Consider the following 17,333-nt stretch of genomic DNA (forward strand, 5'->3'; position numbering starts at 1 on the left):
CCATCTTGTATTTTGATGATGCTGGTACAAGACCTAACTCAAACCCAGCATTCATCACGATTTTTTTACATCGTTTTATGTTCCCAATCTCTTGACAATATGTGCGACTAAGCGTAGATTGTGTTCAATCAAGAGATTTCTGGCATAACTGTCCCCTTCCGCCATTTTCTTTAAATTTATATCTTCCTCTGTTTCTGAAAGTGGCTGGGGGAAAGCGTTGCTTTTTATAAAAGATACAAATACCATCATCTCTTTGATCAAAAGTGACAAAGCAGTGATTATCCCAGGCATAGCAACCTCCCTGCTTTTTGTACCTATTTTCATGTTTTATTAGCATTATTATCTTATGCAAAGAATGCTTGTGTTATGGTTTTTCTATTGTTATTAAAAAGCTAATTGCTCTGAGTGTAAATTTCAAAATTTAATTGTGTCCCCTTATTGCAATAATATACATATAAAATGACAGAATGATTATGTACTAACCATTAAAGCTATGCCTATAATAGGGTTATCCCAAAAAAGGAGTAGCTGTCACAATGAAAAAATGGATTATACCAAGTATTGCTGTTCTATTTCTGTTAAGTGCTTGTTCTTCTCATGCCAACAATCCAGTTATTCCTAAAAAAAATCCAATCAAACCGATCACTTCTGTATCTGAGGCAATTGTAAAATCAACAGCTGCTATGGAAAAAATGAAAAGTTTTCAAGTGGAGTACACAAGGAAATATACTTCTGACGAAGAGAATAAAAATTCCAATTACCGCAATCATATCGTAAAAGCTGATAACATTTCTTTTAATTTTATTGACAGGAATCAGTATCATCTTTATGAACGTATTCATGAAGAGCGGACAACGGATAAAGAGAAAGAACCTGACCTCCAAACAGAGATATATGTAAAAGATGGTTCCCTTTATAAACATTATTTCGACTGGAGCAGTTATGAGCCAGACCATTGGGAAAAATCCAAGCCAGCAAATAATACACTTACCGAAACTTTGTCGAAAAGTCCTTTGTTCTTAGATCCTTCCTATCAATTAGCAGCCTTAGATCCAAAACAAAAACAAATAAAGCTAACTCAGACAAAAGATGCATATATAATCGAACAAACTTTGACCAACCGAGAAGAAAAGACAACAATCATGGGTTACGGCAAGGGCGGCCAAGGATATGTTGATGTCCCTGTTACAAAAAAAATACCTTTATACACCATAAAAGTTACCATTAATAAGGAAACTCTGCTTACGCAAAAAGTCGAGCAACATGAGATCTCTACGATCAATGCTGCAAAAGAAACAGGAGATATTATCAAAACCGATGAGTACCAGACACATATTTTTAAATTCGGTGCAAAATCAATTACTGTTCCAAAGGAAGCCCTCACAACAACAGATCAAGTCAATTGAATATCTTATGTAAAAAGAAACAAAACGACCTCTGAAGAAGAATCAGAGGTCGTTTTGTTATCAGTCGTAAATAGCGAATACAGCATTTTTATTTGTTGTTTGGACATAAATTTCTGCTTGATTATTAGTTCCGTCTTGCCAAGCACTAATATCCACCATTGCACAATGTGACGAATCGGTGTATGAAGTAGGGGTAAGATACTTATAAGTTATATTATCATCTGCATTATCTGGGTCATATTCCTTAACATAAAAGTAAGTTTCCCCACCAGAGCGAAGGCATATTAACACATTTCCTGAGGCATGTGCATTATCTACACCTGTGATGTAATAATTTAGAGTAGAGTTCCAATGTACCTGTTCCTTAGTCAATAACTGCCATCCTGCAGCATCGGCAAATGCGGATGAAAGCGGTAACACTAGTGTGAAAATTGAAACAAGAAATGGTACTAGGGCCTTTTTTAAATTCATTCTGACTTCCTCCTGGTGTTTGTAATGTAAACGGTAACAAAAACTAGGTAAATAGAAACGAATGATGTAGATTAGAGATAACTCTCTTGAAAATTCATTATATACGAAAATAGAATAAAAAGCCAATATTAAATCAATTAAATTATATTATAATTTATTACATTTATTCAAAAAGGGAATAATTATGGGATTAAATCCCTAAGTGATCCGCAAATCTAGTAAGAAACATCTGAAAAATCAGCGGTCGTTTTGTTGTCAATCGTAAATAGAGAATACAGCATTCTTATTCGTTGTTTGAACATAAATTTCTGCTTGATTATTCGATCCATCTTGATATCCACTTATATCTATCATCGCACAATGTGACGAATCGGTGTATGAAGTAGGAGTTAGATACTTATAAGATACATAATCATCTGCATTATCGGGATCATATTCCTTAACATAAAAGTAAGTTCCTCCACCTGCGAGAAGGCATATTAATACATTCCCTGAAACAGGTGCTCCATCTACATCTGTAATATAATAATTAAGAGTGGAATTCCAATGTACCCCCTGACTCCAAACGCTAGTTGCCTGCCATCCTGCAGAATCGGCAAATGCGGATGAAAACGGTAAGACTAGTGCGAAAAGCGAAGCAAAAAATGGAATTAGGGTCTTATTTAAATTCATTCTGTCTTCCTCCTGGTGTTTATAATGTAAGCGGTAACAAAATCTAGACAAAATAGATCTCTCTTGGAAACTCATTATATATAAAAATTAAATAAAAAGCTAATATTAAATCAATTGAATTATATTACAATTCATTGCATTTATATACAATCGTTAAATTCCCTATAAATCAAACATTTGCCATTTTTTCTCTTTCTTTCATTACAATATAGCCTGCATAACTACTGTTCTAACTTGAGAAGAGATTTTTGGTATAACCGTGTTGTCATAATATCCCATGTACCACAATCCCCGGCTTCTAGATAATTATAAGTTACATATTCATCTTTATTTATTCCTGGATCATATTCCTTAATATAAAAGTATCTTCCCTCACTGGTAAAATGCACTATATGTAAAGGACACAAAAAAAGTCTAGGAAGCCTTAAGAAAATGATCGAAAATTTAAACCGATGTTGACAGTGGAAACGCATGGATGGCGTTTTGGTATCACTTTGCTATTTTATTTGAGGCTGTTTTTATCCTTACAGCGATTGATGCGGGAACAATGGTAGGGTAGGGAGATTCGTATTGCAAGATTTACTAGGACAATTGTCTTTGTGTTGATTATCTTAATCGATTCTCTCCGTGTTTGGTATAAAGTTTTGGTGAAACATGAGAAATTGCCACAGTAAGAAGGGTAAGAGTACGAGTGTATTATCATGGATGAAATCATTCAAAGCAGTTTCTCATGTATTAAATGAGATTGCTGGAGTTCCAAACTATGAACGATATTTAGCCCATTTCCGCAAAAATCATCCTGATGCAACTCTAGCAGCTATCATTCGGCTAGCTGCTAGAGTTGCATAGGGCTATAAAAATTTAGGTAGATTTTATCGAAATGGATATTAATTCTAATTATCACCATATATTATGATATATTTCTTTTGATTTAATATTAGCTTTTTATTCTATTTTCACATATAATAATTCTCAAGAGGGATAAATCTCTAATAAATGTCACTTGTTTTTATTTTACTTAATTGTTTGTAAACGATTACATGACAACAGGGAGGAAGTCATCATGAGTTTCAAAAAGATTACAGTACCATTTCTTGCTTTGCTGTTCACACTAGCGACACCGTTTTCATTAGCATTTGCAGATTCTGCTGGATGGCAATTGTTATGGTCTGGGAGTGTACACTATAATTCCACTCTTGATGCTTATATTACACCCGTAGATAGCGCGCATGCCTCAGGATATATTCAAGTATGCAATCCAACAGGTTCGTCAGAAAATTTTTATATCAAAGATTATGATCCAGATAGTGCAGATGAATATTTAACTAAGAGTTATGAACATCTTGACCCGTATAGTTGTGATTCTTATTGGATTCAATTTTTAGAAGATGGGTCTAATGGGCAGGCTGAAATCTATCTCCAAGCAACTGATCATGTATATGGTCAAAATGACCAATACAAAATTTATGATTGATAACAAAACGACCTCTGATTTTTTCAGAGGTCGTTTTAGACTGAAGAAAAAACACCTCTGAAAATTTAAAATGTCCCCTATGTAAAGGACACTGAAAAAAGCCTAGAAAGCCTTAAGAAGATGATCTCTGTATGGAACAGGGGTCATCTTTTTTCGATTCAAATGGTATCTATAATGGTTGTAGTAGGTCATATATTGCTTAATTTCTTTTCTTAAATCTCTAGAGTTGAACATATTTTAATAGAAGTTTCAATCCTTAAGATTGCCGAAGAAACGTTCCTGAGGAGCGTTATCTCAACAAAATTTTCCTCTTCTTAACTCAGACTGACGAAATCACATTTTTTTGACTAACTTTTGGGTATGTATAATAAGTTCCTTGACCAGAGTAGATCATTACATCTTTCGCTTTCTTGAAGGTTTTGTTCTTTTTTAGCTTTAAAAGGGGGGCTGTTGCTAAGCCATAGTTATACAGTTCGGTACATGATAAACCAAGGTTTCACCAGTGGAACCATCTATAATCATCGATAAGCAAGCCTGTATCTTTCTAGTCATTTTTGCAATTGATTTTAGTACCTCCATTCACAAAGTTCTGTTTCCAGTTCTATCATGTGTTCTCCTTAAAAAAAGTGATCCAAACTTTTATACATGGATCACTTCTCTTGCATTACTATTTATTTTTCAAATGTCTCTTCAAATGCTGTATAAAAGTTCGCATAATCAATAGCTTCTTGCGTAAGAAAAGAAGAGACGATTTGACCAGCATCACTATTACGAAACGATTCCATAAATAATTGTATATCGGTTACATATAATTCTCCCATTACATGGTACTTCGGTTTAAAGGAATCAATAGGTTCTTCTTTTCCTAACGATTCATGAAAAAGTCTATTTACATTAATTTTCAATACTCCATCTAGATCCAATATTTTGGGAACAATTGTATTCCGATAAAAATAGTAAAAATCCTCAGGGTTTTCCATATTGCCATACATTGTAACTATTTTATAGAACATATGATTCCTATTCTCCTTTATTTATATTTGGCAAGAAAAGAATGAATTTAAAAATTAAAGGAATTATTAAGATACATTTTACTAAAAATAGCACAATATTTATTCTTTCCTAATAAATAAATTTTGACTATTTTCTGGATGAAGCATAACACTTCTGGAAATTCATCTTTTTAATCCGAACAGGAAAGTGTTTTTATGATTGATTCGATTCAAAAAACAGTATCATTTTGACTATCACTTAATAAATTCATGATGTTTCTACATAGGAATGGGATCTTCTCCTTTTAAAATTATTAGATGAGAAATAAACTAATAGAAAAGTAAGTGTATTTTAACCAATTATAATGCATTTTGAATTTTCTTGTATGTGTCTATTCAAAAAGATTAGATATAATAGTAATAAGTTTCAGTTGCATCCAAATTATTGTTGAGGAGGATTTTATTCTCATGTCTAAACGTCAAACACTATTGATTGGAAGCCTTCCGTTTGAAAATGAGGAAATTGCTATGAAACAAGCTTTGGAAATGCTTGGAGAATCTCTTTTCTCTCTACCAGATGGAGAAATAGGTGAGAAATCGGAGGCATACCCCGTTGGAAAACGTGCAGCCTGGGTGATGTCATCCATCGATTTATGCGCTGCGGACACGGAAAACTGGGAAATCACAAAAAAATCAGTCCGGGCTGATAACGGCTTCCCTGATGATTATGTAAATTTAGACCGATTACGTCCAAAACACCCACCCAACCGCATGAAACAGCATTTAAATTTCCGTTATCATGAATATTTCCAATCCAGTTATCCTATTTTCCAGAAGTTAAGAGAACAAACAGGATTCAATAACATGAAATTTCAAGTAGGCGTTCCTACAGGGTTAGGTATTACCTTTTGTATGCTGTCCCCAATCAACGCTTTTCGCTATAATAAAGCATTTAACTACCGAATAGCGTATGAAGTGAATGAAATAGTAAAACAAGCTGGAGATGATGTGGTAGTACAGCTAGAAATTCCAGCAGAGATAGCGTTAGCATATAAACTTCCGAAAGCAATGGTTAATATCGCTTTAAACAGCATATTTGATTTGGTACAGCAAATTAATCCGGTTTGTAAAATAGGAATACATCTTTGTTTTGGTGATCTCAATAACAAATCGATCACTCATGCGAAAACGCTTAATAAAATGGTATATTTCGTAAATCAAATGATAAAAAAATGGCCCAAAACACACGATCTAGGTTACATACATCTTCCATTGGCAGAAGCAAACACTCCACCGCCAATGGAGAAGCACTATTATGAGCCGCTCAAACAAATCGAACTGCAGGAAGGCATGAAATTTATTGCTGGATTTATCCATGAAAAACGGAGTTTAGAAGAATTACAGCAGATTTTAAATCATATCGAGGAAATTCGAAATCACCCAGTGGACGTCGCCTGCTCATGCGGCTTAGGTCGGCGTAACACAGAAGTGGCAACAAAACTATTGGAATTAACCCAGCAGCTTTGCAAATAAACCAGATAAGACACATTATGTTAATAGGGAATTTTCTAATAATAAAGAAATTTCCCCTTTAATAAGTACTTAGATTTGATTAATTTACTACTATATATTTGCACCCTCTGATCATAGCTTGATACCATGATCAGAGGGTGTTTTAGCTCAATTGCTATTAGATTTGGACTCCAATCATCGCACATACTTCTCGTAGGATATTCTCATCTTTTTCCGTGGGAAAGTCAGGGTAAGTAATACTAGTATTAACGATCAAAGCGGTTGCTACTGCATTTTTGGGAAACAAACCAAGTGCTTCCAATGCCTTAGCAGCAGTCTGAAGAGATTGAGACCCTCCATGTAGCTTTTTGATGATCACTCCGCATGTTTTAGGATCCAGTGGTAGTTCCATGACTCCTCCAAATCCAATCTATCTCTATCTTGACTCTCCCATTATACAAATAATTCTGACTAAATTCACCCATATCATAAAAAATCATATTTCTACAAAAATATTACGTAACTAGTTAAGAAAGAAAAAGTATAGTATGTACTCAAACAACTAGAAATGCTCTATCAGTAAATTCATAGACGGCATCTTCCTATGTCTGGCCGTCTCAGATCAATAAGCAGCAACTAATGAGCAAAATTCCTTGCTGTCTGAATGAAACATTCCCTGCTGCTGAGCCCGCCCCTAAGAATCAGCCTGCTCATCTCACCGACTTCTGCAATCTTTCGAGAACATTCTTCTTTGCCCATATCACACATGAAAGAATTTACGGCGTTTTCGTGATCACCCTTGTCATAATAAACAAGGGCAAGCTGGAGAGATGCCTCTATGTGCTTCGCAAGTATAAAGGGACATTTGGACTCCTTATTGGTCTTAAAAATATTACATAATGATTATACATCACCATTACCCATTAAAACCTCACATTTTTGTATAATGTCATTTTCTAAAACGTCAAGTGCTCCGATCGAATCCAGCATCTTTGCCAAGACAAAATGATCCATTTCCTTTGCTCCATTTGTAATCGTAAACATATAGTGAGTGATAGCGTTTTTCTTTTTTATAAATTTGACTTTAATTTTGATCTTTGGAAATAAACCTTCAATCCCAGTAAGATTGATCAAAATACTACCCTCCATATTACATACATCTGCTAAATGATTAATTATATGTAGCAATTTCAATAAAAATTACATATTCACATTGCTAAAGCTAGAATAATTAAAGAAAAAATGATAATTTAAAAATTAGTTATATCCCTGTAGTTCTCTATGAGAGGATAGATCATGCTGAAGCGTGGTAAGATCGGGAAAACTGAGATCATCATTGATGGAGGTAACCTTACTCGAATCGAATTCGAAGGGGGTCAAGCCTCTTATTCAGGTAGTCCTTCTCTGACCGGAAGTGTCCGCGAAGAAAATGGTGTACTTACCATCTATGAGCGCAGTAATAACGGTCGATGCAGCATCCCGCTTGCTTCAGGGAGCGTAACTACTACCAATGAAGTAACCATTCGAATTACAAACTAGTTATTCGAATCAGTTCCCTATGGGAATACTGGGTCATTCCATTTGTAGAATGACCCAGTCCACTTTTTCTTCATAGATTTCACTAGCAAACGTTTCTCCAATATATTCGGAAAATACTTTCTTTACGGAAATCGAACCGATACAATAAAATCAGAACAAATTGGATTCTAGACAGACTACCAGACAGGAGAAGCACATGATTTCGTGTGTTGTGGCTGATGTTACGAAAATCAAGGATATTCCTTCTTTGAAACGTTCCAAGCTGTTCATGATGCCAGCTGGTGTTACAAAAAAGCAGCACAATAATATTGTGACAGTAATGATGCCAAAGACAATCTTTTCTCACGAATTTAAGGCATCAGGTCTGATCATCTCGCTTAATATTACTGTCGCTGGTACGTTTCATACTACCACTTACCAAGGATATCAAGAAATGATGGATATCAAGCACGAGCAAATAGAAGGAACCGTAAAGGTCACAGTGTACCCGAATGGTAACGTAAGTGCCTGTCTGGAAACAAAGACAACTGAATCTTAATTTCTAACAGATCAGCTTTAAAAGGCTGATCTGCCGCTTTTTAGGGGTTAATTATAGCATTGCGAGCGAGAAAACCCACGATTTAAATCGTGGGATGAAAGCGAGCGTTGAACGAGGAGAAGGAATTTCCCTTCAGCAGTTCAACCTTTGGAAAAAATAGGTTTACAAACAAACGTTCTCGTGGTGGTGTATGTATAGTCGCGACAGACGAAAACCAAGTTTGCTCGAGGCAAAGAAAAAACAACAAACATAAACCGTGGGGCGCACGGGGTTGGTAATGAAATAGTCATGAGGCTATCGTCCCAAGAATCCAACGGCTTTAGCCATATGGAGTTGTCAAATATTCCCTATAAATATTTAGAATATATTTACTATGACTTTACCACTTTTCTTAAATAAAGTGGCAGGTTACAATAACAAGGAAATCTCAGGAATGACGACTTGGAGAGAAAGTGGAGATTGACTATCGTGTCAAGAGTGTCGAACGCAAAGGAAAGGTTTCTGGTACAACCAAAGTAAATAATCCAGCTATCTCCATTTCTCCGGCAAAAATCCGATATCGTGTAGAAGTGACCGTTCCGGAAACAACCTTCTCCTGCAATCATCGCAATGAGACAGGGTTTTCCGTCTCACTGGAAGTCACGATATCTGGAACTTGTAAACCGAAGAACAACCGTGCCGCTCAGTTTCCTGTCACGATAAATGAAGATGGTTTGAAGGCAGACCTGATCATTAATATCTTCCCATCTGGAAAAATCTCTGCATTCCTGAAAGCGGAGAAAAAGTAAACATACCGTTTAAACCTGATCAGCAAACGTAAACTGCATGTAGCAGTTAATGTTTGCTGATCCTAATTTTATACAGATATAATTAAAAATTCTGATAAAATAGAAGCCAACAACCTTTGAGGAGGCAGACATTGGATTTTCTATTTGTATTTTGTATTACTATCAGCGCTTCGGTCATCGGAGGAGAAATAAGCTTTCGTTTTGGTCAAACAACTGTACTGGGTAATGTGATTGCAGGTGTGCTGATCGGACCAGCTGTATTTGGATTGGTTGTTCCAAATGAAATGATCCACGTTTTTGGCGAAATCGGGATGTTGCTTCTGCTCTTTATTGCTGGATTGGAGACCGATGCAAAAGATTTATATCAAAATCGAACTTCATCTGTGGCGGTTGCGGTAGGAGGATTGATTTTTCCTTTGTTCGGTGGATATGGTACAGGACTGCTTTTTGGCATGAACCAGCAACATGCCGTTTTTATTGGCTTACTGCTTGCGGCGACATCGGTCAGTATTTCCGTTGCCACGTTAAAGGAATTAAAGCAATTAAAAACTCTAGAAAGCACAACAATCCTTGGTGCTGCACTTGTTGACGATATCATTGTAATGATAATGCTGGCGGTTGCGATGGGGATATTGACAGGAGAAAGAGTGGATATAGGAGTTTTATTAGGCAAAACAGGCATCTTTTTTATGCTGATTGGTTTGTTCAGTTGGAAAGCAGTTCCATGGGTCATGAAACATAGTCGGCAATTGCAAATCACTGCAAATGTCGTCACTGTTGGCGTTCTATTATGTTTTTTGTTTTCTTCCCTCGCTGCTCTGCTCGATGTATCAGCAATGATTGGAGCATTTGCTGCTGGATTAGCAATTTCTCGCACAAAACAAAAAACAGAAGTGATAAACAAAACAGAACCGATCGCTTATAGTATTTTCATTCCTATTTTCTTTACACAGATTGGTCTATCTGTAAGCTTTCATGGATTAAAAGCGCACATCGGATTTATATTGGCCGGCTCACTGATTGCGATTATAACCAAATGGATTGGCGCCGCACTCGGAGCAAAACTCACCAAATACAATACCAAATCCGCCATACGTATTGGTGCTGCTATGATCTCCCGTGGAGAAGTAGCACTTATATTATTGACTATTGGGCTGGAAGCGAAAATATTTGATGCTGCCTATGCGACATCGATCTTAATTGTTGTATTGGTCACAACATTAGTAACACCAGTCATCTTAAAAATACTCTATGGAAAACCCTCTTAAAACCAGACCGGGCATGTCTTCATTCTCATCGAGAATGTGACATGCCCAGTTGCCAACCTTCAACAGGTCGGCGTCGGCCTAGAGGGTCTCAACCCTTGATAGGTCAGAGGAAGAACACCTCGATACCCTTGGAACGGAAGATCTCGGCGGTCTCGTTGGTGAGCTCAACACCCGTCTCCACGAGGATGATCTTCCCCTCGCGGCAGGCGATCCGAACACCTCCGATGCAGCAGCTCAGTTCAGCACCATCGATCTCGGTGATCTTGGCGTCCTTCCCCTGGAACTTGGCGAAGTTGCCAGCGAAGAACGCCTCGACGTAGCCGGAACCCTCCTTGAGGTGCAGATCACCCAGCGAAACCTCGAAAGGCTTCGCAGGTGACGAAGAGTGATACGTCGTTGCCTTGGCGTCCTTGCCGATGGCGAAGGTGTTGTTGCTGCCGATGATTCCACGGAACTCAACCATGGGGAGTCCTTTCCCTAGTCGACTTTTCCCCATTATATCCCGTTCTTCGAAATAAAAAAAGAGCGGGTTGTCCGCTCATTTTGGTATTACCTTTCGTGCCGCTATTTCAAGACTATGCGTAAAGACAATCATCACTGCATTGATCAGCAGAAAAGCAATTGTAAAATAAAACACATCTTGAATCTGCATCGATGTAGCCACAAAGCTGCCTAAGATCGGACCGATTAAATTTCCTAAAAACCGGGCAGATGAATTCAGCCCAAACGCTGTTGCCTGCATATCTTTTGGGGTCATTTTTTTGACCAAAACATTGAGTGCTGGCAGCATGCCGCCAATAAATAACCCTAGTAAAAAGCGTCCGATCAGTAATACCGTGATATTAGTAGCAAAAACTTGGGGAATAAATGCTAACGCAGACATCACCAAGGAGAAGATCAAAATTTTCCGCTGACCAAATTTATCTCCTAATCTCCCTAAGGTTGGCGATCCTACTAGATTGGCGATCCCCGTTATCGCACTGACTAATCCCACCATCAAGGCAAGGTGCTCTCCGCTGTAAATTGTTTTGGTGTAGATTGGCAAGATTGGTTGAATGCTCATCATCGACAACTGCGTGATAGTAGAAGCGATAAATACCGGCAGGAGCATTTTGAGTGATCTCCAACTATGTTTTGGCTGTTCGATTGCTTCAACAGCAGTTTGTTTTCTCGGTGTTGGTTTGATATATATCATCACGACTAATCCACCGAGCAAAATCAGAGCACCTGTCCAAGCAAATACACCATTGTAACCGACTAGCTCCGATAATACCCCTCCAATCAACGGTCCAACCAATGTACCGACAATCTGTCCTGTCTGCAATGTCCCTAATACTTTTCCTGAGTTTTCATCAGGAGTAACAGACGCCTGTAATGCAATTGACATGGAAATAAAACCTGAAAAAACACCGTTAATCAGGCGCAAGACCAATAATTGCATGGGAGAAGTGACAAAAGCCATTAAAATAGTTACAACACCCATGCCAATAGCAGAGCGAAGTAACATCGATTTTTGTCCATATTTATCTGCTAACCTTCCCCATAACGGTTGAAATAAAAAAGAAGTCAAAAATTGAGCGGAAAATATCCATCCTGACCAATGTTCGACACTTTGCAAATTGTGTACACCTAATTTTTCAATATATAAGGGCAGAAAGGGAACTATCATACTGATACCCGCAGATATTAAAAAATTAGCTGGCCACAAAATCCATAAAACTCGTTTCCAATACATTCCTTTCACCTTCTAAAATTTACGCTTTATGAAATAATTCATCTATATATATTAAAACGCTTATTTACAATTTATGCAAGAAAACATTTTATTCTGTAATCTATATATACAACAGCTTTTCTTTAGATTACAATAAAAATACATTACCGTCCCCGATACACAGGGAGTAGTTCCATGAATGTGGTTCCTTACACCGTACTCGAGGCTCTGGGTTTCCTGCAGTCTCAGGCCAGCACAGCCTACAGCGCACTCCGACACGCCGGACTCTCCAATGGTGACCAGAACATCCTGATCAACAAGGACCACCAGCGCGGTCTCGGTGAACTGGAGAAGATGCTCAAAGGTCAGACGATGACCATGAACTCGCAGTGGTTCCGGAACTTCCTGGACGACATCAAGCCGATCCGAGAGGCCGAGAGCCGCGAGAAGAAGCAGGAGATGATCCTGGCGCTCCAGGGTCGCTACAGCTATGAGGTGATTAAGTACATCATGCCTCACGCTGTGGGTCTCAACTGACTTCTCTGATTGTCAGGGGACGGAGCAGTGCCGTTTATTAGATTGATCGGAAGATCTCCAAAATGGCACTGCCCGCAGCATACTATCCTTCATTTATATAAATCACAAAGAAACCCATCTATCCGTGGGTTTCTTGTTTTCTATATAGAGATCATTTTTAACCTTTTGGGCGTGGATCAGACAGAAGTCCAATCCACTGTTCAAACCTAATACAGGTTCGTTTCTCCCATCGTTCAACTAACGAGCCTGAAGCTACAGCTCTTCTGCCTCACGAAGAAGCTGGGTCCGCTTGGAGGAATTGGCGAGACGATGCCATACTTCCGCTTCTGATCCTTCGCCAGCATGGAAGGAGTGGAGGAGAATAGCATCTGCTTCCCAGTGCTTCTTCAGCGCCTGAGCAAGCTGGTAACACTTGGCTGCATCGCCATCTTGGGCAGCTTGACGAAGCTTTTCCACACGGGAAAAGAATGCGTCTGCTCCCATGTAGGTCTGCTTCGTTCCATGGTCACTCAGCTGATTGCGGAGAATCTTGTTTGCATCAGCATCGTTTCGTACCAGAGGCCTTCTCGTGATCTTTCCAGTTCGCCAGCCATAGTAGTTGACGAGATCACTGATTGACCGACCAGTATGGTAGCCTCCCCACCAGAAAGGTGTGAGGTCGGAAAGAGAGTTGCGCATCATGCTCCTTATACAAAGACAATGGGATAAAATCAATTTTATCATGATCAAGGGTTTTATGAATACGAAATAAAACGCAGACGCCCCATACATATGACTTCTTCCTAACATAGGAAAAATCTATATACAGGGCGTATGTCATGCTTAGGTAATTCGGGTAATTCGTTCGGCTTCAGTAGGTGAAACCTTCAACTGAGGTACAGCAGCAAAGCCAGCAATCGGAATCTTCACGCTGCAAGATCAGCACGAACTGCCGGTCGCAGAGCACCACTGTAGCACCGACTTCGACGTCTTCCAGATCGAGCATATGCCACTGACCGATACGGGCCGGGACGACACGATTGATGACAGGAAGGTCTCCCCATGCCAAGGAGAACAGCCAGGTCCCTCCACCATTCTCCTGCTCCGGCTCCCACAAGGGAATCTCACTTGCAGAGAGCGGACCTGCATTGCGGGTTCGTGCCTGAGCCAGCTTCTCATACATCTGGGCAGCGGTCATCTCCCTGAAACGAAAAAGGTCAGTCTCCCTAAGGCTGCTCTTTCGGGCAACCAGCTCATGAAGCGCAGCTTCCCGTGCAGACTTGAACGTCATTTCACCACTCATGACTCACCTTTCTGAAACATTGCGAACGAGAAACCATTTGCATGACAAACTACTTTTATTATAACAAATGAATGTCGATTTTGATAAAAATAAAAAACCAACTGTGAATTGTTGGTTTTCCTTCCTTATTTCCTAGCCATCAAATAGAGAAAATATGGAGCACCGATAACTGTAACGATAATACCAGCTGGAATCCCGCTTGGATCTAACAGACTTCTGCCAATTGTATCGGAAACCAGCAGCAGAATGGAACCAAGGATTGCAGCAATAGGTAAAAATGATTGGTGTCTAGGTCCCACGAGATTTCGAGCGATATGTGGTGCCATCAATCCAATAAAAGCAATTCCTCCACTGACAGACACCGATGCTGCTGCTAATGCGACAGCGATAAATAATAAAATCCTTCTCTCTCGCTCCACACGTACCCCCAGACCAATGGATATTTTTTCATTCATATTTAATATGTTAAGCACATTTGATTTGGAGAAAACGATTGGTGCTAAAATTGCCAGCCAAGGTAGCAGTGCGAGTACAAACGTCCAGTCATCTCCCCAAATTCGTCCTGCAATCCAGTTGGCGATAAAGTTATTCTGTTCTTCTTCCAATCTGGCGGTCAATGTGAAAATCAAGCCATTGATCGCTGATGCCATCCCTACTCCGATCAATATAAAACGAGTGGGATCTACCCCATCCCCTCGTGTATACGATAAAGCATAAATAAAGAAGACCGTTACCATTGCCCCAATCAACGCAAACACAGGCAGCACATAGAGAAAGCTCGTGGATTCACTGGAAAAATACATCACATAGATGACAACAAACAAACCCGCACCCGAGTTAATGCCCAATATTCCAGGATCGGATAAAGGGTTTCTCGTTACACTTTGTAAAATAGACCCTGAGATAGCAAGTCCCATTCCAGCTAAAATAGTAACTAAAATACGCGGCAGCCGAAATCCAAATAAGATTAAGTTTTCTTGACTTGTTCCATATCCAAACAGCGTTCGAACCAATTGAGCAGGTGACAATGAAATGTACCCAGTAGCAACACTGACAACAAAGGCTGCAAGCAGAAGTAAGATGGAAATAACCAGAGTAAGTCTTACTTTTTTCGTATTAACGGCACTTATTATGTTCATTGTTTTTTCCCTTCCCTTCTCGCTAGATACAAGAAGAAAGGAATTCCAACAATCGCTACTACTGCTCCGATTGGTGTTTCAAACGGTGCATTTATCATTCTCGCCGCTGTATCAGATAACAACAGTAGAACACTTCCAAAAACCGCTGAACAAGGGATAACCCAGCGATAATCTGTACCGACCATGAAGCGGACCATATGTGGAACCATTAATCCAATAAAAGCAAGGGAACCAACTAATGATACAGAAACACCAGCTAAAACCAGCACGATAATCATCAATATTACTTTTACATACAGTGTTCGTTCTCCTAATCCTTTGGCAATCTCTTCTCCAAAACTCAAAACGGTTAACTTCTTAGAGAAAATAATCGCCACAACTATACCTATAATGACAACAGGAACAGCTATCTTTAATTGCAGCCATGTAGTACCTGATGTACTTCCAATTTTCCAGATACTCAAATCTTGTGTAAGCTTAAACACCAGCGAAATTCCATCCGCCAGCGCATTAAGAAACACCATTACTACAGATCCAGCCAATATGATACGAAGAGGAGACATTCCTCCTCTTCGTAGCGAACTGATCCCAAATACCATACCTGCACCAAGTGCTGCGCCTACAAAAGTAGTGAGCATCATTAACAAATAGGAAGCATGGGACTGAAATAAGAGCAGACATACAAGTGCCAATGCTGCGCCCGCGTTAATTCCTAACAATCCTGGTTCAGCTAATGAATTCTTAGTAACACCTTGAATAATTGCACCACTTACAGCTAACGCAGCACCAACCAATACCACTCCAAGTTCCCTCGGTAAGCGAATATCCATGATAATTTGATCCGCTTTTTCTTGGGATTGGTAATGAAAAACTGCATTCCAAACCGTTTGAAAGTCAATATCTGCCGCACCGACGGATATGGCAAACACCAAGGAAAACAAAAGCACTGCGAAACCAATAACAATAACCGATATACCGATCACCGGTCTAGAAATTATTTTGTTTTGATCTGTTTGACTCTGATTTATCACCATAATACGATCCTTTTTGTATTGGTATCCAAGTTTATTTTCCTTTGGTCAACGCATTTACAATGAAATCTAGTTCTTTTTCTAGTGAGATTGGATCATTGAAATAGAAGGAACTAGAGTCAAAAAAGAATACATGTCCCTTTTGTACAGCAGGTATATTTTTCCACACAGTTGTTTGCAAATACGAATTATCAGCAGTAGAATCTCCTTTTCCGACAAACAAATAATCTCCCGCATACTGAGGAATCACTTCTGTAGAAATTGCTTTGTAACCTGGTCCAAAGACGTCTTTTTCCACTTGCTTATTTGGTTTAATCCCTAATGCTTGATAAATAATTTCTGTCCCACGTCCCCAATTGTTCCCATAAACATACAACTCTTTCCCAAATGTTTCTAATACCGTTGCAGTGGAATTGTCTCCAATCACTGATTTCACCTTGGTTTTTGCTTCAGCTGTCTCTTTATTCCACTTCTCAATCCATGCTTGCGCTTCTTTTTCTTTTCCAAGTAATTTACCAAGTACAAGATGAATCTGTGTGTAAGAGTATTTTTCATATGTAAATGCGACAGTCGGGGCAATCTCTTGGTATTTTTTTAAGTTTTTATCATTGGTAAATGCGATAATAAGATCTGGTTTTAAAGCTAACAACTTTTCTAAAGAATCAGGGGAAACCACTTGTACATTTTTGATTTTGTCTTGTAAAAACTTACTGTTCTTTGCCCATTGGTCTACACCGACTGGTGTAATTCCAAGAGAGAGTACATTACCAGTATAAGAAGAACCCATTACAACTACACGTTTTGGATTAGCTGGTACTTGTACAGGTCCTTTTTCTGACTGGAATGTGACCGTTTTTGGTTGATTCGTATCATCTGTTGTAGGTGCTCCGCACCCTGCCAGCAATCCAACTGCCAAAACAGTCATCATTACAAAGGATAAAAATCTCGCTTTTCTTTTCATGTTACCCAC

22 protein-coding genes and 2 pseudogenes are annotated in these 17,333 nt (G+C 38.9%); 10 read left to right on the forward strand and 14 right to left on the reverse strand.

Annotation, left to right across the window (positions count from 1 at the left end; genetic code table 11):
* Positions 1-75: 75 nt before the first annotated feature.
* Positions 76-291 (reverse strand): hypothetical protein, encoded by a 216-nt coding sequence (locus tag AC5WOC_RS08215; RefSeq protein WP_496054907.1) that lies wholly within the window; start codon positions 289-291, stop codon positions 76-78.
* Positions 292-536: 245 nt separating this feature from the next.
* Between AC5WOC_RS08215 and AC5WOC_RS08220 the strand changes: the two genes are divergently transcribed.
* Entirely contained in the window at positions 537-1,406 is an 870-nt protein-coding gene (locus AC5WOC_RS08220) for a hypothetical protein (protein ID WP_496054908.1), read from the forward strand.
* Between the two features lie 60 nt (positions 1,407-1,466).
* On the opposite strand, the gene AC5WOC_RS08225 is transcribed toward AC5WOC_RS08220, so the two are convergent.
* Positions 1,467-1,877, reverse strand: a complete 411-nt coding sequence (locus tag AC5WOC_RS08225; RefSeq protein ID WP_496054909.1) for a YndA family protein — start codon at positions 1,875-1,877, stop codon at positions 1,467-1,469.
* A 255-nt stretch (positions 1,878-2,132) separates the two neighbouring features.
* Positions 2,133-2,549: a YndA family protein gene (locus AC5WOC_RS08230; RefSeq protein WP_496054910.1), complete on the reverse strand. Its 417-nt coding sequence runs from the start codon at positions 2,547-2,549 to the stop codon at positions 2,133-2,135.
* Between the two features lie 460 nt (positions 2,550-3,009).
* Here AC5WOC_RS08230 and AC5WOC_RS08235 point away from each other — a divergent pair.
* The 3 genes and pseudogenes from AC5WOC_RS08235 to AC5WOC_RS08245 all read left to right on the forward strand — a co-directional run.
* A pseudogene (locus tag AC5WOC_RS08235) lies at positions 3,010-3,143 on the forward strand (carbon starvation CstA family protein); the annotation flags it as partial.
* A 111-nt stretch (positions 3,144-3,254) separates the two neighbouring features.
* Positions 3,255-3,398 carry a CstA-like transporter-associated (seleno)protein gene (locus tag AC5WOC_RS08240; protein WP_496054911.1) on the forward strand — a complete coding sequence of 48 codons (144 nt, stop codon included), beginning with the start codon at positions 3,255-3,257 and terminating at the stop codon, positions 3,396-3,398.
* 214 nt (positions 3,399-3,612) lie between these two features.
* A complete protein-coding gene (locus tag AC5WOC_RS08245; RefSeq protein ID WP_496054912.1) occupies positions 3,613-4,023 on the forward strand; it encodes a YndA family protein in 411 nt (136 codons plus the stop codon).
* Between the two features lie 102 nt (positions 4,024-4,125).
* On the opposite strand, the pseudogene AC5WOC_RS08250 reads toward AC5WOC_RS08245, so the two are convergent.
* Both AC5WOC_RS08250 and AC5WOC_RS08255 read right to left on the reverse strand, forming a co-directional pair.
* Positions 4,126-4,560, reverse strand: a pseudogene (locus AC5WOC_RS08250) (IS3 family transposase); the annotation flags it as partial.
* A 134-nt stretch (positions 4,561-4,694) separates the two neighbouring features.
* Positions 4,695-5,036, reverse strand: coding sequence for an EthD domain-containing protein (locus tag AC5WOC_RS08255; RefSeq protein ID WP_496054913.1), 342 nt, complete (start codon positions 5,034-5,036; stop codon positions 4,695-4,697).
* 447 nt (positions 5,037-5,483) lie between these two features.
* Here AC5WOC_RS08255 and AC5WOC_RS08260 point away from each other — a divergent pair, with 447 nt between their 5' ends.
* Positions 5,484-6,548, forward strand: coding sequence for a hypothetical protein (locus AC5WOC_RS08260; RefSeq protein ID WP_496054914.1), 1,065 nt, complete (start codon positions 5,484-5,486; stop codon positions 6,546-6,548).
* A 157-nt stretch (positions 6,549-6,705) separates the two neighbouring features.
* Here AC5WOC_RS08260 and AC5WOC_RS08265 read toward each other — a convergent pair whose 3' ends face one another.
* Positions 6,706-6,939, reverse strand: coding sequence for a hypothetical protein (locus AC5WOC_RS08265; protein WP_496054915.1), 234 nt, complete (start codon positions 6,937-6,939; stop codon positions 6,706-6,708).
* 491 nt (positions 6,940-7,430) lie between these two features.
* Positions 7,431-7,661, reverse strand: a complete 231-nt coding sequence (locus AC5WOC_RS08270) for a hypothetical protein (RefSeq protein ID WP_496054916.1) — start codon at positions 7,659-7,661, stop codon at positions 7,431-7,433.
* Between the two features lie 162 nt (positions 7,662-7,823).
* Here AC5WOC_RS08270 and AC5WOC_RS08275 point away from each other — a divergent pair, with 162 nt between their 5' ends.
* The 4 genes from AC5WOC_RS08275 to AC5WOC_RS08290 all read left to right on the forward strand — a co-directional run bounded on the left by AC5WOC_RS08275 (position 7,824) and on the right by AC5WOC_RS08290 (position 10,660).
* On the forward strand, positions 7,824-8,066 hold the full coding sequence (locus AC5WOC_RS08275) for a hypothetical protein (protein WP_496054917.1): 243 nt from the start codon (positions 7,824-7,826) through the stop codon (positions 8,064-8,066).
* A 196-nt stretch (positions 8,067-8,262) separates the two neighbouring features.
* Complete coding sequence (locus AC5WOC_RS08280; RefSeq protein WP_496054918.1) at positions 8,263-8,604, forward strand: hypothetical protein; 342 nt, start codon at positions 8,263-8,265, stop codon at positions 8,602-8,604.
* 452 nt (positions 8,605-9,056) lie between these two features.
* On the forward strand, positions 9,057-9,392 hold the full coding sequence (locus AC5WOC_RS08285; protein WP_496054919.1) for a hypothetical protein: 336 nt from the start codon (positions 9,057-9,059) through the stop codon (positions 9,390-9,392).
* Positions 9,393-9,523: 131 nt separating this feature from the next.
* Positions 9,524-10,660 (forward strand): cation:proton antiporter, encoded by a 1,137-nt coding sequence (locus AC5WOC_RS08290; RefSeq protein ID WP_496054920.1) that lies wholly within the window; start codon positions 9,524-9,526, stop codon positions 10,658-10,660.
* Positions 10,661-10,763: 103 nt separating this feature from the next.
* On the opposite strand, the gene AC5WOC_RS08295 is transcribed toward AC5WOC_RS08290, so the two are convergent.
* Both AC5WOC_RS08295 and AC5WOC_RS08300 read right to left on the reverse strand, forming a co-directional pair.
* On the reverse strand, positions 10,764-11,123 hold the full coding sequence (locus AC5WOC_RS08295; protein ID WP_496054921.1) for a hypothetical protein: 360 nt from the start codon (positions 11,121-11,123) through the stop codon (positions 10,764-10,766).
* A gap of 75 nt (positions 11,124-11,198) precedes the next feature.
* Positions 11,199-12,395 carry an MFS transporter gene (locus AC5WOC_RS08300; RefSeq protein WP_496054922.1) on the reverse strand — a complete coding sequence of 399 codons (1,197 nt, stop codon included), beginning with the start codon at positions 12,393-12,395 and terminating at the stop codon, positions 11,199-11,201.
* Between the two features lie 174 nt (positions 12,396-12,569).
* On the opposite strand from AC5WOC_RS08300, the gene AC5WOC_RS08305 reads away from it, so the two are divergent.
* Positions 12,570-12,911, forward strand: coding sequence for a hypothetical protein (locus tag AC5WOC_RS08305; protein WP_496054923.1), 342 nt, complete (start codon positions 12,570-12,572; stop codon positions 12,909-12,911).
* Positions 12,912-13,163: 252 nt separating this feature from the next.
* Here the strand turns inward: AC5WOC_RS08305 and AC5WOC_RS08310 are convergent, their stop codons facing one another.
* From AC5WOC_RS08310 to AC5WOC_RS08330, 5 genes are all read right to left on the reverse strand, one after another.
* Positions 13,164-13,394 (reverse strand): hypothetical protein, encoded by a 231-nt coding sequence (locus tag AC5WOC_RS08310; protein ID WP_496054924.1) that lies wholly within the window; start codon positions 13,392-13,394, stop codon positions 13,164-13,166.
* 367 nt (positions 13,395-13,761) lie between these two features.
* Positions 13,762-14,193, reverse strand: a complete 432-nt coding sequence (locus tag AC5WOC_RS08315) for a hypothetical protein (RefSeq protein WP_496054925.1) — start codon at positions 14,191-14,193, stop codon at positions 13,762-13,764.
* 125 nt (positions 14,194-14,318) lie between these two features.
* Positions 14,319-15,332 (reverse strand): FecCD family ABC transporter permease, encoded by a 1,014-nt coding sequence (locus tag AC5WOC_RS08320; protein ID WP_496054926.1) that lies wholly within the window; start codon positions 15,330-15,332, stop codon positions 14,319-14,321.
* Positions 15,329-16,366 (reverse strand): FecCD family ABC transporter permease, encoded by a 1,038-nt coding sequence (locus AC5WOC_RS08325; RefSeq protein WP_496054927.1) that lies wholly within the window; start codon positions 16,364-16,366, stop codon positions 15,329-15,331. The genes AC5WOC_RS08320 and AC5WOC_RS08325 overlap by 4 nt, the downstream gene beginning before the upstream one ends.
* Positions 16,367-16,397: 31 nt before the next feature.
* Positions 16,398-17,324 carry an iron-hydroxamate ABC transporter substrate-binding protein gene (locus tag AC5WOC_RS08330; protein ID WP_496054928.1) on the reverse strand — a complete coding sequence of 309 codons (927 nt, stop codon included), beginning with the start codon at positions 17,322-17,324 and terminating at the stop codon, positions 16,398-16,400.
* Positions 17,325-17,333: the final 9 nt, after the last annotated feature.

The sequence above is a fragment of the Shimazuella sp. NTD247 genome, assembly GCF_059510415.1.